At 65.4% G+C, this 13,993-nt stretch carries 13 protein-coding genes; 4 read left to right on the top strand and 9 right to left on the bottom strand.

Features of this window, described 5'->3' with window-relative positions; genetic code table 11:
• The first annotated feature begins 190 nt into the window (after window positions 1-190).
• Entirely contained in the window at window positions 191-1,486 is a 1,296-nt protein-coding gene (locus Q0Z44_RS16980) for an ISL3 family transposase (RefSeq protein WP_298014965.1), read from the top strand.
• Here Q0Z44_RS16980 and Q0Z44_RS16975 read toward each other — a convergent pair.
• The 9 genes from Q0Z44_RS16975 to Q0Z44_RS16935 all read right to left on the bottom strand — a co-directional run bounded on the left by Q0Z44_RS16975 (window position 1,420) and on the right by Q0Z44_RS16935 (window position 10,532).
• On the bottom strand, window positions 1,420-1,887 hold the full coding sequence (locus tag Q0Z44_RS16975; protein WP_298014964.1) for a hypothetical protein: 468 nt from the start codon (window positions 1,885-1,887) through the stop codon (window positions 1,420-1,422). The genes Q0Z44_RS16980 and Q0Z44_RS16975 overlap by 67 nt on opposite strands.
• Before the next feature lie 3 nt (window positions 1,888-1,890).
• A complete protein-coding gene (locus tag Q0Z44_RS16970) occupies window positions 1,891-3,249 on the bottom strand; it encodes an amidohydrolase (protein WP_298014963.1) in 1,359 nt (452 codons plus the stop codon).
• 13 nt (window positions 3,250-3,262) lie between these two features.
• A complete protein-coding gene (locus Q0Z44_RS16965; protein WP_298014961.1) occupies window positions 3,263-4,165 on the bottom strand; it encodes an alpha/beta hydrolase in 903 nt (300 codons plus the stop codon).
• A 62-nt stretch (window positions 4,166-4,227) separates the two neighbouring features.
• Window positions 4,228-5,472, bottom strand: a complete 1,245-nt coding sequence (locus tag Q0Z44_RS16960; RefSeq protein WP_298014959.1) for a BMP family ABC transporter substrate-binding protein — start codon at window positions 5,470-5,472, stop codon at window positions 4,228-4,230.
• A 282-nt stretch (window positions 5,473-5,754) separates the two neighbouring features.
• Window positions 5,755-6,135, bottom strand: a complete 381-nt coding sequence (gene hpxZ, locus Q0Z44_RS16955; RefSeq protein ID WP_047219904.1) for an oxalurate catabolism protein HpxZ — start codon at window positions 6,133-6,135, stop codon at window positions 5,755-5,757.
• Between the two features lie 5 nt (window positions 6,136-6,140).
• Entirely contained in the window at window positions 6,141-7,514 is a 1,374-nt protein-coding gene (locus Q0Z44_RS16950) for an AtzE family amidohydrolase (RefSeq protein WP_047219901.1), read from the bottom strand.
• The gene (locus Q0Z44_RS16945) at window positions 7,511-7,720 is read right to left on the bottom strand and encodes a DUF4089 domain-containing protein (protein WP_047219900.1); all 210 of its coding nucleotides are present in this window, start codon (window positions 7,718-7,720) and stop codon (window positions 7,511-7,513) included. The genes Q0Z44_RS16950 and Q0Z44_RS16945 overlap by 4 nt, the downstream gene beginning before the upstream one ends.
• A gap of 13 nt (window positions 7,721-7,733) precedes the next feature.
• Entirely contained in the window at window positions 7,734-9,431 is a 1,698-nt protein-coding gene (atzF, locus tag Q0Z44_RS16940; RefSeq protein WP_047219899.1) for an allophanate hydrolase, read from the bottom strand.
• Between the two features lie 6 nt (window positions 9,432-9,437).
• Window positions 9,438-10,532, bottom strand: a complete 1,095-nt coding sequence (locus Q0Z44_RS16935) for a ring-opening amidohydrolase (RefSeq protein ID WP_047219898.1) — start codon at window positions 10,530-10,532, stop codon at window positions 9,438-9,440.
• 133 nt (window positions 10,533-10,665) lie between these two features.
• Between Q0Z44_RS16935 and Q0Z44_RS16930 the strand changes: the two genes are divergently transcribed.
• From Q0Z44_RS16930 to Q0Z44_RS16920, 3 genes are all read left to right on the top strand, one after another.
• Window positions 10,666-11,568: a LysR substrate-binding domain-containing protein gene (locus Q0Z44_RS16930; protein WP_047219897.1), complete on the top strand. Its 903-nt coding sequence runs from the start codon at window positions 10,666-10,668 to the stop codon at window positions 11,566-11,568.
• A gap of 223 nt (window positions 11,569-11,791) precedes the next feature.
• Window positions 11,792-12,175: a BMP family ABC transporter substrate-binding protein gene (locus tag Q0Z44_RS16925; protein ID WP_298014954.1), complete on the top strand. Its 384-nt coding sequence runs from the start codon at window positions 11,792-11,794 to the stop codon at window positions 12,173-12,175.
• Between the two features lie 40 nt (window positions 12,176-12,215).
• Window positions 12,216-13,640, top strand: coding sequence for an amidohydrolase (locus Q0Z44_RS16920; protein ID WP_019372648.1), 1,425 nt, complete (start codon window positions 12,216-12,218; stop codon window positions 13,638-13,640).
• Window positions 13,641-13,993 lie beyond the last annotated feature (353 nt).

Here is a 13,993-nt window from a genome sequence, read left to right as displayed (position 1 = left end):
TGGTGAACAGGCAATACCGAAGAAAGCATGCGACCTCCACGGTGCGCGCTGGCTCGGTCCTTCGTCATTTCGTGTGGAACACAACACTCACAATGCTCCCCTGGTTGTTGAGCCCGGTGGGCATGTGTGCAGGCCGCTGGCCGGCCTGTGCACATGTCCACGAGGCGTGTTTGATCAGGAGGATGAGTCCATGGGCATTGCCGTAGAAGCTCTGTTCACCAGCGCGCTGGGCTTGCAGCCGCCGTGGGTCGTCGATGACGTCAGGCTCGACACGGCCAAGCGGCGTATCGACTTCGAGATCGGCTGCCACACCAGCAGGCTCGCCTGCCCGGCATGCGGTGCGGCCACGCAACCGGTGCACGACCGGCTGCGCCGATCCTGGCGGCACCTGGACTTCTTCCAGTTCGAGGCCTGGCTGCACTGCGACGTGCCGCGCGTGGCCTGCGGTGCCTGCGGCAAGACCACGCAGGTGGCCGTGCCCTGGGCGCGTCCGGGCTCGGGCTTCACCGCGGCGTTCGAAGCGCTGGGGCTGACCTTGTGCCTGGACCTGCCGGTGCGCCAGGCCGCCGAGTTGCTGCGCTGCAAGGACAAGCGGCTGTGGCGGCGCATCGAGTTCTACGTCGCGCAGGCGCGTGCGCTGGAAGACTTCGCCGGCGTGCGCACGGTGGGCATCGACGAGACCAGCCTGCGGCGCGGGCAGCACTACATCACCGTCGTGCACGACCTGGATCGCAAGCGGCTGCTGTTCGCCACCGAGGGGCGCGAGCACCGCACGGTGGTGGAGTTCGCCGAGGATCTGAAGGCCCATGGCGGCGATCCCGCCCAGGTGCGGCACGTGTGCATGGACATGAGCGCAGCCTACGCCAAGGGCGTGGCGCTGGCGCTGCCCGAGGCGCAGATCAGCTACGACCGCTTTCACGTCGTCTCGATGGCCATCGAGGCGATGGACCAGGTGCGCCGCGCGGAGATGGCCACCGACGCGCAGGCGGTGCGAGCCGCGCTGGGCGCTGGCGGCCGCAAGACGCTCAGGCAGCTGCTGTGGGGCATGCGGCGCAACCCCAGCAGCTGGAGCGCCCGCCAGATCCAGGCGATGCACTGGCTGCAGCGCTCGACGCTCAAGAGCGCGCGGGCGTGGCGGCTGAAGATGGCGCTGCGCGCGGTGTACGCGCGGGCCACAGCGCACAACAGCATCGAACAGGCCGCATCCGACCTCAGGGCCTGGCTGAGCTGGGCGCGGCGCTGTCGGCTCGAGCCGTTCAAGAAGCTGGCCGCCACGCTCAAGGAGCGGTTCGACGCGGTGGTGCGCGGCATGGTCGATCACCGCAGCAACGCCTTCGTCGAGGCGATGAACGGGCTGCTGCAGCAGGCCAAGCGCGCCGCGCGCGGCTTCAGGACGAGCCAGAACTTCATCGCCATCGCCTACCTGCGCATGTCCAAGCTCAAGCACCTGCCGGCCAGTCCGTTCGCGCCAGCCATGCCGACATGACGCGAAGCGTTTCCACACAAAACGGCATAGAGCCCAGCCAGCGCGGCGTCAATGCCTTCCATACCGGTGACCACGCCGATTTCATGCAGGTCGGTGAAGACGCTGGTGGTGCCGTGCGAAGCGACGACCTCGGCAAAACGGTCGATACTGAGGCAACTACTTTCCGGATGAATATGACCCTCAACAAATCCGGGAACGATGTAGTGGCCCTCGGCATCGATGACCTCGGTGTCGGGTCCGATGGTGTAAGTCACATCGCCAATCGCCGCCACGCGTTCGCCTGCGATGGCCACGCCGCCGGGATAAATCTCCCGGCTGTGAACGTTGACGAACTGGCCATTAATAATGACACGATCAGCTTTCTTGCGCCCGTAGGCGACGTCTTGGAGATGGGTGTTCATGGGTTACGTCCAGTTAAACCGCTTTGGCAACTTGATCTTCGCACGTTTGCGCACGGCTTCGGCCTGTTTTGCGGCGGTGGCGAGGATTTTCTCGGCGTCGAGATGTGGGAATTTCTTTTCGCGCATGAGCCATTTGCCGCCGCAGATCGTGCTCTCGATGTTGTCGCTCTTCATGCTGAAGACGAGGTTGGAGATGACATCGTGCACGGGCTGCATGTTTGGTGTATTGGGATTGATAATGCAAAGGTCAGCGCGTTTGCCGACTTCGAGCGAGCCCACTTCTTTTTCCCAGCCCATGCACTTCGCGGCATTGATGGTGACCATGGCCAGAACATCGGTGGCGGGCATGACTTTGGGATCGCGCAACCGGCCCTTTTGCACGAGGGCAGCGAGAAACATTTCATCAATCAAACTGTTGCGACAATTCGAAGGAGCGCCGTCGGTGCCGATGGAGACGGTGACGCCGCTGCGTTGGAGTTCCACAATCGGCGGCAAGCCCATGACGCGCAGGGCGGCGGCAGGATTATGGGAAACTTTCACACCGCGTTTGTGGAAAAGATCCATTTCTTCCTGGTCGAGATAGACACAGTGAACGGCGAGAAGTTTCGGACTGAGCAGGCCGAGTTTTTCCAGATGGCGCACGGTGGTGGTGCCGCGCGATTTCTGGATCATGAGTTTTTCCTCATACGCTTCGGCCACGTGCATGTGAACCCAGGTGTTGAGCTTTTCGGCGGAAGCGATCGTGCGCTTCACGAGCTGATCGGAATTGTTCATCAACGTGCGCAGGCCGAGCCACCATTCGATCCGGCCATCAAGCGCGCCGTGGAACTCGCGGTAGGCGGCTTCCTGCTTCCGGATCAATTGCGCAGGCGTGAGTTGCCAGACCTTGGGCAGGCCATCGCCTTCGTCCATGATGGAGAAGCAGAGCGTGGCACGCAGACCGAGTTCGCCAATTGCTCGCACCGTCGGTTCGGCGTGATGAATCCCCGCGTCCGCCATGCTGGTCACGCCGTTTTGAATTTGCTCCAGGCCGCAGAGCATCGTGCAGGTGTAACTTTCCTCCGGTGTCAGGTTGCTTTCGTATGGCCAGATGCGTTTGTGCAGCCAGGTGAGAATGTCCACGTCATCGCTCAAGCCCCGGCCGAGATGCTGCACGGTGTGGACGTGCGAATTGACGAGACCGGGCAGAATGTAGCGGCCCTTGAGATCGACGATTTCTTCGCCGGGCGAGGCCTTCCATTCCGCGGCAGGCTGGATCTTCGTGATGCGACCTTCGTTGATGATGAGCACATGATGGGTCAGGACGCGCCGTCCGGCGTCCATCGTGACAATCAGGGCGTTGTGAAAAGAAGTGCGGGGCATGATGAGGGAAGAGTTAAGTGTGTTTTTTGATCCACGCAATCAGGTCGTGATGCAGCGAACTGGCGGAGCGATTCATTTCATACAGGACGGAGAAGTGATCCTCACCAGCGACTACTTTGGTTTCCGCCTCGTTTCCAGCTTCGCGATACTTCAGCGCGTAGCCCTGGGTTTGCTGTTGGAGAAGGGAGGATTCCTTCGCACCAATGATAAGCAGCACGGGCGGAAGTTTGGGACGGATGTTGCGAATGGAATTATACGTGCGGTATTGGTCGTGCGGGACTTTTGCGCCCTCATCCACGAACGTTCCAGGCGTGGGTTCGATGTCGTAGAATCCACTGATGCCGACACAGCCCTTGAGCAGGTCAGACGGAAGCCCGGCTTGGAACTTCGGCCAGTCGGTGGAATTCATCGTCGTGCACAGCTGTCCGCCCGCCGAATGGCCGGAGACGATGAATTTATGTGGATCAATCCCCAGCTCGCCCGCATGTGTGTAGGCCCAGGCGACAGCGGTCTGGCATTCTTTGACAATCGTCGCGAGATCGACCTTGGGCGCGAGGCTGTAGTTGATCGTCAGGAAATTGACTCCGTGCCTGACATAGCCGGGCGCAAGACAATGCGTATCCTTTTTGTCGGAGAGAAACCAGAGTCCGCCATGAATGTAGAGCAGGGTGGGAGCCGTTTCCGGGTGATCCAGCGCGGAAAAAAAATCCATCGTATTGGTGGACTTTGGGCCGTAGGCGAGATCACGTTTCACCGGGAGCTCAGCCAGCACCTTGGCTCCGTCTTTCGTGAAGCGGGAATCCCAATGCTCAACCACGGCGGGAGTGATGAAGTTGTAATAGCCTTCGCCGAATTCGGCGGGAGTTTTGTAGCCCTTGTAATCAAGAAGAAACGGTCCGTAGGTGTTGGTGTTCATGGTGGCGCAGGCCGCAAGGGCTAGACAGGTGAGGAGGGTGAAATATCGCATAAGGAGTGAGATCAAGGTTCGTTCGGCCACGGGCCAATCAAGGCTGGAGCGGCCCATTCCATTTTATCGAGACCGTCACGGCCGAGCCGGGCTTTGGCGGCGACGCGTTGCACGCCTTTGCGATCGGAGAGCGGGCCGTCAAACGGATCAAACGTGCGTTTGGGATCGGTCATCTGCGCGAGACGCTTTAGGATGAAATCGTAAGCCGACATCTTGCCGAGGACGGGATCGGTGATGGTGGCGGCTTTCAACCGATCCACGTAAAGTGGATTGAAGACCATGCCTTCCTTCGCCCCGAGCGTCACTCCGCCCTGATCGAGCAGTCCGAAGAAATCGACGTTCTGGAGATTCTTCGGCGTGTATTCGCCATTGTGAACCTTGGTCAGGAAATCGATGTAACTCTTGTCCCAGTGCACCAGGTAACCCGACGCCACATAATCCGGAGCCAGGTGATGCATGGGGGAATAATGGCTGAAACTGATGAGCTTGTGCTCGGCGGCGGTAAGAATCACGGTGGGAGAAGATTCGCTGTAGCAAAACGCATCGGCACCTTCGGCGATCAGGCTCTCCGTCGCTTCCTTCGCGGCGGGCGGGCTATACCAGGAATTTGTAAAGCGAATCAGCACCTTCGCCTTCGGATTCGCTGCTTGAACGCCGAGCGCATAGGCATTGGCGTAGCATTTGATTTCCGTGGTGGGCACGGCGCCGACGTAGCCAACCTTGCCGGTTTTCGAGAGCGCCCCGGCGATGAGTCCGACGAGATAATGCGGCTGATAAAAATTCTGGTTGTAAGTGGCCACGTTCGGCGCGCGTCTGAACCCGGTGGCATGCGCAAAAATCATGTCCGGATGCTGCTTCGCCGCCGCCAGAATGCCGTCGGAATACCCAAAGCTGTTGGCAAATACCACCTTCACGCCGTCACGCGCCATCTGGTCAACGGAACTCTCGACCTCGCTTTCCGGCACTGATTCCACAAACGTGGTTTCCAGCCAGGGCAGGGCTTTCTCCGCCAGTTTGCGGCCCTCATCGTGGGCGCGGTTCCAGCCAAAATCACTGACCGGCCCGACATAAATGAACCCAGCCTTGAGCTTCGACGTATTTTCCGCGCGGAGAAGGGGTGATCTTGTTTTCCGTGCAGATTCTCGCGCTTTGAGGCTGGGGAAAACCCTAAGAAATTCATGTCTCGGCCTGACATCCTGGAGTTTTCCAGCGTCTCTACCCCGGTTCTCATCGATATAGTGCGGACGAGTTGCCACCTCCGAGGGAAACTCCGTGCGTCCAATCCATCTGCGATTCGTGGGATCCACCGAGCTTCCAAGGTCCCTTTCTGACTTCGACGTCGATCAGTCGTTTCGGATCAGCAGCGCAGACAGACGTCAAGCAGCAAGATCCATACGGGACGCCACTCATATTTCCATGGGCGGTTCGGCCTAACCAGGGTTTTCCCTGACGCTTAACCGGAACAGACAGCACCGAAACCGAGATCACCATCTTGATGGCCAGGTGAAACAGCCTGAACGTGACCGCGCCGTCCTGGCTCATGGCGTCGCGAGCAGGCTCACGTGCGCGGCCACCACGCGCCAGCCTTGCGGCGTGCGCATCCAGGTCTGGCTCTGGCGGCCGGTGCGCTCGCTGCCGGCGCGGCGGAACTCGATGTTGGCGGTGGCGAAGTCGCGCCCGTAGGTCGTGATCACCGTCTTCAGAACTTCGCGATCCAGCCCTTGCGCCGACCGGCCGCTGCGGAAGCGGGCGATCGCATCGTAGCCGTACAGGTTCTCGGTGGCGCCGTAGCGCAACGTGTGCGGGCTGTTCCAGAACAGCTCGTCGAGCACCGCCACGTCGTTGCTTGTCAGGGCGCGTTCGTAGCGCTCGCATTGCGCCGTCACTTCGGCGAGCACGTCGGGGAGGTTGATGTCCATGGGCTTCATTGGCGTAGTCGCGCGACGCCGGCGTCCTGCAGCACCCTGGCCGCGCGCAGGCAGAGTTGTTCGTTCCAGGGCGCCGCGATCAGTTGCACCCCCAGCGGCATCCCGCCGGTGCCTTCCGGCCACATCGGCGCGACGGCCACCGGGCAGCCGGCAAAGGACACCGGCTGCGTCAGCAGGCCCATGGCCGGCCGGCATGGATGGCGCGCGCCGCCGATGTCCATCCACTCGGCACCGATCTCGGTGGCGCTCACCGGCGTGGCCGGCGCGATCAGCAGGTCCCAATCCTCGAACAGTGCATTGACGCGGTCGCGGTAGACCCGCCGGAAGCGCTGCGCCCGCAGGTACCAGTCGGCCGGCTGCAGCACGCCGGCGATGAAGCGGTCCACCGACAGCGGCTCGAAGTCCTGCGGCCGCCGGCGCAGGTCGGCCAGGTGCAGGCTGCCGCCCTCGCTGGCGGTGACGATGAAGGCGGCGGCGCGGCCGAGCGCCGCGTCCGGCCACTGCACCTCGTCCTGCGCGCCCAGCGTGCGCGCGGCCAGGGCGGCCACCGCGCGCGCCGGCGCCGTGGCGTGGTCGTGGAAATAGCCGCCCAGCACGCCGATGCGCAGCCCCGCCGTGCCGCGCTCCAGAGCCGGCAACACCGGCTGCACGCGCAGCGCATGGCAGCCGGGGTCGAGCGGGTCCGGGCCCTGCATCGCGTCGTAGGCCAGGGCCAGTGCCTCGACGCTGTCGCCCAGCGGCCCCAGGTGGTCGATGCTGTGCACGAAGGGATAGCTGCCGCGCCGCGACAGCCGGCCGAAGGTGGGCTTGAGGCCCCAGACGCCGCACAGCGAGGCCGGCACCCGGATCGAACCGTTGGTGTCGGAACCGAGGGTCAGCGGCACCTGGCCGGCCGCGACCGCGGCCCCGGAGCCGCCGGAGGAGCCGCCGGCGGTGCGGGTGGGATCGTGGGGGTTGCGGGTTGGCCCGTAATGGCTGTTCTCGGTGGTGAAGCCGTAGGCGTACTCGTCCATGTTGAGCGCGCCGACCAGCACCGCGCCGGCGGCCTGCAGCCGCTGTACCAGCACCGCGTCGCCAGCCGCCGGCGGCAGCTCGCGGTTGATCTTCGAGCCGGCCAGCGTGCGCACGCCCGCGATGTCGAACAGGTTCTTCACCGCGTAAGGCAGGCCGGCCAGCGGCGGCAGTGCCTCGCCACGGGCGCGCCGGGCGTCGACGGCGTCGGCCTCGGCCCGAGCCCGGGCGGCGGTGCGCTCGCTGAAGGCGTTGATGGCGCCATCGGTGGCCTCGATGCGCGCCAGGGCGGCCTCGCATACCTCGCGCGCGCTGCGCTCGCCGGTGGCGACAGCGCGCAGGATGTCCAGCGTGTTCATGCCGCGTCCTCCGTCGGGAAGGGAGCGGGCCGGTAGATCTCGGCCGGCTCGTCTTCCGGCGCCAGTGGCGCGGTCTCGAGCAGCCGGGCCAGGGCCACGGTGCGCCCCAGATGCTGCGCCACCGCCTGCGCGCGCGCCGCATCGAGCGGCAGGCCGACGGCCACGGCTGCCGCCTGCACGTACTGGATGACTTGGGATTCTTCCATCGGATTCTCCGGGTCAGGCCGGCCGCAGCGACGCCATGTAGGCGCGCCAGCTGCCGTGGTGCGAGATGTCGGCGGCATCGGCGGTCGCCAGCGCCTCGCAGGCGAAACCCTGCACCTGGCTGCCGTCGGCCAGCTGCAGGGTGGCTATGCCCAGCGGCGGCGGGATCAGCGCCACGAACGACCCGTAGTGCTGCAGCGGCATTTCCCACACTTCCAGTGCGATGCGGTGGCCGGTGCCCGGCGCCACCCGCAGCAGGCCGGGCTTGGGCGGCGTGGTCCCGGGCAGCGCGAACAGCTTGTAGTCGGGCGCGGTTTCAGCCTGCGCCAGCAGCGTTGCGCCGCGTTCGGTCAACTGGCCGTTGAGGGGCATGCCGGACAGATGGGCGCCGACCACCGCCACCCTGACCGTGGCGGCCGGCTGCAGGCCGGGAATGTCCTGCGGCGCCGGAAGCGGCTGGCCGGTGGCGCCCTGCGCCAGGCCGGTCGCATGGTGGTAGCGTTGCCCCAGTTCGGCCAGCTGCAGGTCACTGCCGCAGGGTCCCACCAGGGTGATGCCGAACGGCAGCCCGTCGCGGCGCAGGCTGCTGGGCACCGACAGGGCGGCGTAATCGAGCAGGTTGACGAAGTTGGTGTACGCGCCCAGGTTGCGGTTCAGGGCCACCGGGTCGGCCTGCATCTGCGCGATCGTGTAGTGGGTCGGCGCGGTGGGCACCAGCAGTACGTCGATGCTGTCCCACATCGCCGCCGCCGCCTGGCCCAGGGCGCGCAGGTGGGTCTGCGCCTGCGCGTAGTCGGTGGCGCTGTAGCGGCGGCCAGCGCCGATGATGCTGCGCACCGGCTCGATCACCTCCTCGGGATGGGCGTCGAAGAAGCCGCGGATCGCCGCATGGCGATCGGCCACCAGCGCGCTTTCATAGAGCAGCGCCGCGGCTTGCGCCAGCGGCGCGTAGGCGATGGTGACCGGCGTGCCACCCAGCGCGCGCAGCCGCTCGACCGCGGCGGCAAAGGCCGCGGCGGCGAGCAAGTCGCCGAAGAAGTCCAGCCGGTCCGGCACGCCGAAGCGGAAGTCGCGCGGGAAGGGCGCGTTGGCCAGCCGCAGCCTGCGCGAATAGGGATCGCGCGGGTCGGGGCCCATGGCCTGCGTGAGTACCCGCGTCGCCAGTGCCACCGTAGGCGCGAAGATGGAGACGCAATCGACGCTCTGGGCCGCCGGCACCACGCCGTGGGCGCTGACCAGGCCGCGCGAGGGCTTGAGGCCGACGATGTTGTTCAGGCCGGCCGGCACCCGGCCCGAACCCGCGGTGTCGGTGCCGAGCGCGAAGTCCACCTGGCCGGTGGCCACCGCGTAGGCGGAGCCGGAGCTGGAGCCGCCCGAGATGTAGGCCGGGTCGAACGCATTGGGCACGGCACCGTAGGGCGAGCGGGTGCCGTTCAGGCCGCAGGCGAACTGGTCGAGGTTGGTCTTGCCCAGTAACTCGGCGCCGGCGGCCAACAGTCGCCCAACCACGGTGGCGTGGGTTTCCGGCCTGTACGCGAAGGCGGGGCAGCCGGCGGTGGTCGGCACGCCGGCCACGTCGATGTTGTCCTTGGCGGCGAAGCGCAGGCCGGCCAGCGGCCCTTGCGCGGCGCCGCGGATCGGGCTATCGAGGCGCTCGATCCAGGCCGCGCGGGCCTCGCCTGCGATGCGGCCGGTGCGGGTGGGTTCAGCCATGATGAATCAACCCGCCCGGGCCACCACCGCCACCGGCCCGCCGCCGGCCGGGCCCTGGTGCTCCGCCCCGCCCGACACATAGACCATGCCGTGGCCGACCACGGAGGCGATCACGGCGCCGGTGACGGCGCGGGCGTGGCGGGTGGAGTTGATGTCGGAATCGTTCAGCATGGTGTGCCGCATGCCGCGCACCTGGCCGTCGGGGCTGGCCTCGGCCTTGGCGAACACGTTGACGACGCGCTTCAGGTCATCGCCGCCGCGGATGCCCAGCTCTTCCATCGTGCGGCGCACCGCGCCGGCGTCGATCGCGTCGCGCATCACGCCGTGGGCGATCACCAGCTCGCTGCTGGCCTGCGCGCTCATGCCCATCACGATCACCACGTTCTGCTCCAGCTCGATGCCGGCGGAGGTGGACGCGACCGAGGACGACAGGCTCCAGTCGTGCAGCACGGCCTCGTCGGTCAGCGCCGCCGCGGCCGCTTCGCCGGTGGCCAGCGCCACGCCGAGCGCCGAAGCGCCGCGCGAGTAGCCCATGGATTCGTAGGTGTCGGCCGTCACCGGCTCGCAGCCGCGGGCGCGGGCCTGCGCGATCTTGGTCGGGGTGAGCAGCGGGCATTTCACCTGCACGAAATGCACATCGTCGGTGGCGGCGATGCCGCCGTCCTGCATCGCGCGCCGCACCGCCAGGGCGGTCTCCTCGACCTGGGCGCGGCGGCCGATTTCCTCCGGCAGGAAGTCGCGGGTGAAGGCGATGCCGATCGTCATGCGCTTCTGGCCTGCCGGCGCGCCGGCCGCCGCCGGCTTGCGCGCGAACACCGTGAGATGGGGGGAAAGCACCCCCTCGGTGCCGCCCGACATGACGAAGGCGACCCGGCGCTCGACCTCGGCCGGCTCGAGGCCGAGGTAGCGCCCGAGGCAGCCGGCCAGCATCGCCGTGGCGTACTCGCGGGTGTAGTCGTTGACGCAGCCATTGCCTTCGGTCTTGCCCATGACCGCCACGATGTCGGTCGCGGCCACCCGGCCGGAATCGATCAGGCCGGCCAGACCGGTGGTGTCGCCGGGGCTGCGGCAGGGAATGCGGATGACGTCGACGTGGTACATGGGTTGGGAATGCCTTGGTGTGGTGGTTCGACGGTCGGCGAACGCAAGCCGCATGCCACGGAGCGCTTCCCGTTGTCGCCTTTTCAGCCGCAGGGCGTTGCCGATCCGGCACCACTCTTGCTAGGACCAGCGCATGCAACACCTGCGCTTTCTTCATTACGTGGACGCCGTGGCCCGCTGCGGCTCGATCCGGGGCGCGGCGGAAACGCTGCACGTGGCCGCCTCGGCCGTCAACCGCCGCATCCAGGACCTGGAGGACGAGCTCGGCACGCCGCTGTTCGAGCGCCTGACCCGGGGCGTTCGGCTCACCGCTGCCGGCGAACTGTTCCTCGGCTACGCGCGCCGGCGCCACGCCGACCTGGAGCAGGTGCGCTCGCAGATCGAGGACCTGCGCGGCGTGCGGCGCGGCCGCGTCGCCCTGGTGGCCAGCCAGGCCCTGGCGCCGGACTTCCTGCCGCGGGCGATCCTCGAATTCCAGGCTTCCCATCCCGGCGTCGCCTTCGAGGTGAAGGTGTTCGACCGCGAGCGCGCGGTGCAGGCGGTGGCCGATTTCGAGGCCGACCTGGGGCTGGTGTTCAACCCCCCCGACCTGCGCGGCCTGCGCGTGTTGGCGCAGGCGAAGCAGCGCACCTGCGCCGTCGTGGCGCCCGACCATCCGCTGGCCGGCCGCGCCAGCGTGCGCCTGAAGGACTGCCTGCAATACCCGCTGGCGCTGCCGGACTCCAGCCTGTCGGGCCGCGGCGTGTTGGACGACCTGTTCGCGAATTCCTCGGCGCGGCCGCAGCCGCCGCTGGTGTCGAACTCGTACGAGCTGATGCGCAGCTTCGCGCGCGAGGCCGGCGGCATCAGCTTCCAGATCGAGATCGGCGCAGGCGCGGCGGGGGGCGCCATTGCGATTCCGATCGATGAGCGCAACCTGCCCGCCGGCCAGCTCGTGCTGGTCGCCTTGCGGGAGCGGGTGCTGCCGGTTGCTGCAGCGTCGTTCGCCGAATTCGTCGGGGAGAAGCTGGCCGCCGCGAACCAAAACGGGGCTTGACGCAGCACTTGGGTGCACGGGCCGGGCTTCTTGCACCATGATGGGGCCGGGTGCCGAAACGGCAACGGGGTGTACAGAAAATTGAGGCAAAACCACGCACGGCAGAGGGCGCCGCGGGGCTGCGCGCCGGCGCTTCGGCGCCCTCGGTGACGGCCCGGCGCAGGTGGCAAGGTTCTTGCGCAAGCGGTCCTAGATACATCACATCATGAGAGGAGCAATTGCCATGTCCGCATCCACCAGCCGCCGCCGTCGCACCACCCTTGCCGCCACGCTCGTCTGGGCGCTCGCCGGCCTCGCCGCCGCTCCGGCGCTCGCCCAGGGCAAGGTCGCCATGCTCCTGCCCGGCTCGATCAACGACCAGAGCTGGAACGCGGGCGGCTACGCCGCCATGATCAAGCTCAAGGCGAAGGGCGCCGAGACCGCCTACTCCGAGAACGTCCCGCCGGCCGACCACATCGAGACGATGAAGGATTACGCGCGCCGCGGCTTCAACCCGGTGATCGGCCACTCCGGCCGCTTCCTGTCCGCCGCCCAGCGCGTGGGCCCGGAATTCGAGAAGACCACCTTCATTGTCGGCTCCGGCGCGGCCGGCTTTTCGATGGCATAATATCTGCTTTGCGACGTGTAACACACTATTTATACATATCATGCAAACGCTCAGCATCCAGCACGGTACCCTCGTCACGATGGATCAGTACCGCAGAGTCCTTGGGGATAGCTGGGTTCACGTGCAGGATGGACGGATCGTCGCGCTCGGAGTGCACGCCGAGTCGGTGCCTCCGCCAGCGGATCGGGTGATCGATGCACGCGGCAAGGTCGTGTTACCCGGTTTCATCAATGCCCACACCCATGTGAACCAGATCCTCCTGCGCGGAGGGCCCTCGCACGGGCGTCAACTCCATGACTGGCTGTTCAACGTTTTGTATCCGGGACAAAAGGCGATGAGACCGGAGGACGTAGCGGTGGCGGTGAGGTTGTATTGTGCGGAAGCTGTGCGCAGCGGGATTACGACGATCAACGACAACGCCGATTCGGCCATCTACCCAGGCAACATCGAGGCCGCGATGGCGGTCTATGGTGAGGTGGGTGTGAGGGTCGTCTACGCCCGCATGTTCTTTGATCGGATGGACGGGCGCATTCAAGGGTATGTGGACGCCTTGAAGGCTCGCTCTCCCCAAGTCGAACTGTGCTCGATCATGGAGGAAACGGCTGTGGCCAAAGATCGGATCACAGCCCTGTCAGATCAGTATCATGGCACGGCAGGAGGTCGTATATCAGTTTGGCCCGCTCCTGCCACTACCCCGGCGGTGACAGTTGAAGGAATGCGATGGGCACAAGCCTTCGCCCGTGATCGGGCGGTAATGTGGACGCTTCACATGGCGGAGAGCGATCATGATGAGCGGCTTCATTGGATGAGTCCCGCCGAGTACATGGAGTGTTACGGACTCTTGGATGAGCGTCTGCAGGTCGCGCATTGCGTGTACTTTGACCGGAAGGATGTTCGGCTGCTGCACCGCCACAATGTGAAGGTCGCGTCGCAGGTTGTGAGCAATGCCTACCTCGGCTCAGGGGTGGCCCCCGTGCCAGAGATGGTGGAGCGCGGCATGGCCGTGGGCATTGGAACAGATGACGGGAATTGTAATGACTCCGTAAACATGATCGGAGACATGAAGTTTATGGCCCATATTCACCGCGCGGTGCATCGGGATGCGGACGTGCTGACCCCAGAGAAGATTCTTGAAATGGCGACGATCGATGGGGCGCGTTCGTTGGGAATGGACCACGAGATTGGTTCCATCGAAACCGGCAAGCGCGCGGACCTTATCCTGCTTGACCTGCGTCACCCTCAGACGACTCCTCACCATCATTTGGCGGCCACGATCGTGTTTCAGGCTTACGGCAATGAGGTGGACACTGTCCTGATTGACGGAAACGTTGTGATGGAGAACCGCCGCTTGAGCTTTCTTCCCCCTGAACGTGAGTTGGCGTTCCTTGAGGAAGCGCAGAGCCGCGCCACAGCTATTTTGCAGCGGGCGAACATGGTGGCTAACCCAGCTTGGCGCAGCCTCTAGGAAATGACGCCGTTGCTGCATCCGCCGCCCCTTGAGGAAATCGCTGCCATCTTGGCGCGGCTCGGATTGGGGGGCGGACATGACCTTGATGGATACAGAATTGCCATGAATGCGGCACTTCCGTCCTTCGCTCGTGTGGAATCGTTGGTAGGTGAGGGTCGACTGCGGGCGCCAGCTTCCCGAAGAGGTGAAAGGCCCGAGCCCGGTACGAATCCGACGAACGCGTGGTACCTGAGGACTTCCGTGCGCGAACATCAAAACGGATCCCTGGCAGGAATGCGGATCGCCCTGAAAGACAGATTGAACAAGCGGATGTGGTGGGGCGGATAGGGTTCTTTTTCACGGCTCCGGCC

Source organism: uncultured Aquabacterium sp., assembly GCF_947366995.1.
In the GTDB taxonomy this organism is placed as follows: Bacteria; Pseudomonadota; Gammaproteobacteria; order Burkholderiales; family Burkholderiaceae_C; genus Aquabacterium.
The sequence above is the reverse complement of the archived record's forward strand: the minus strand, read 5'-3'. Positions and strand labels throughout refer to the sequence as shown.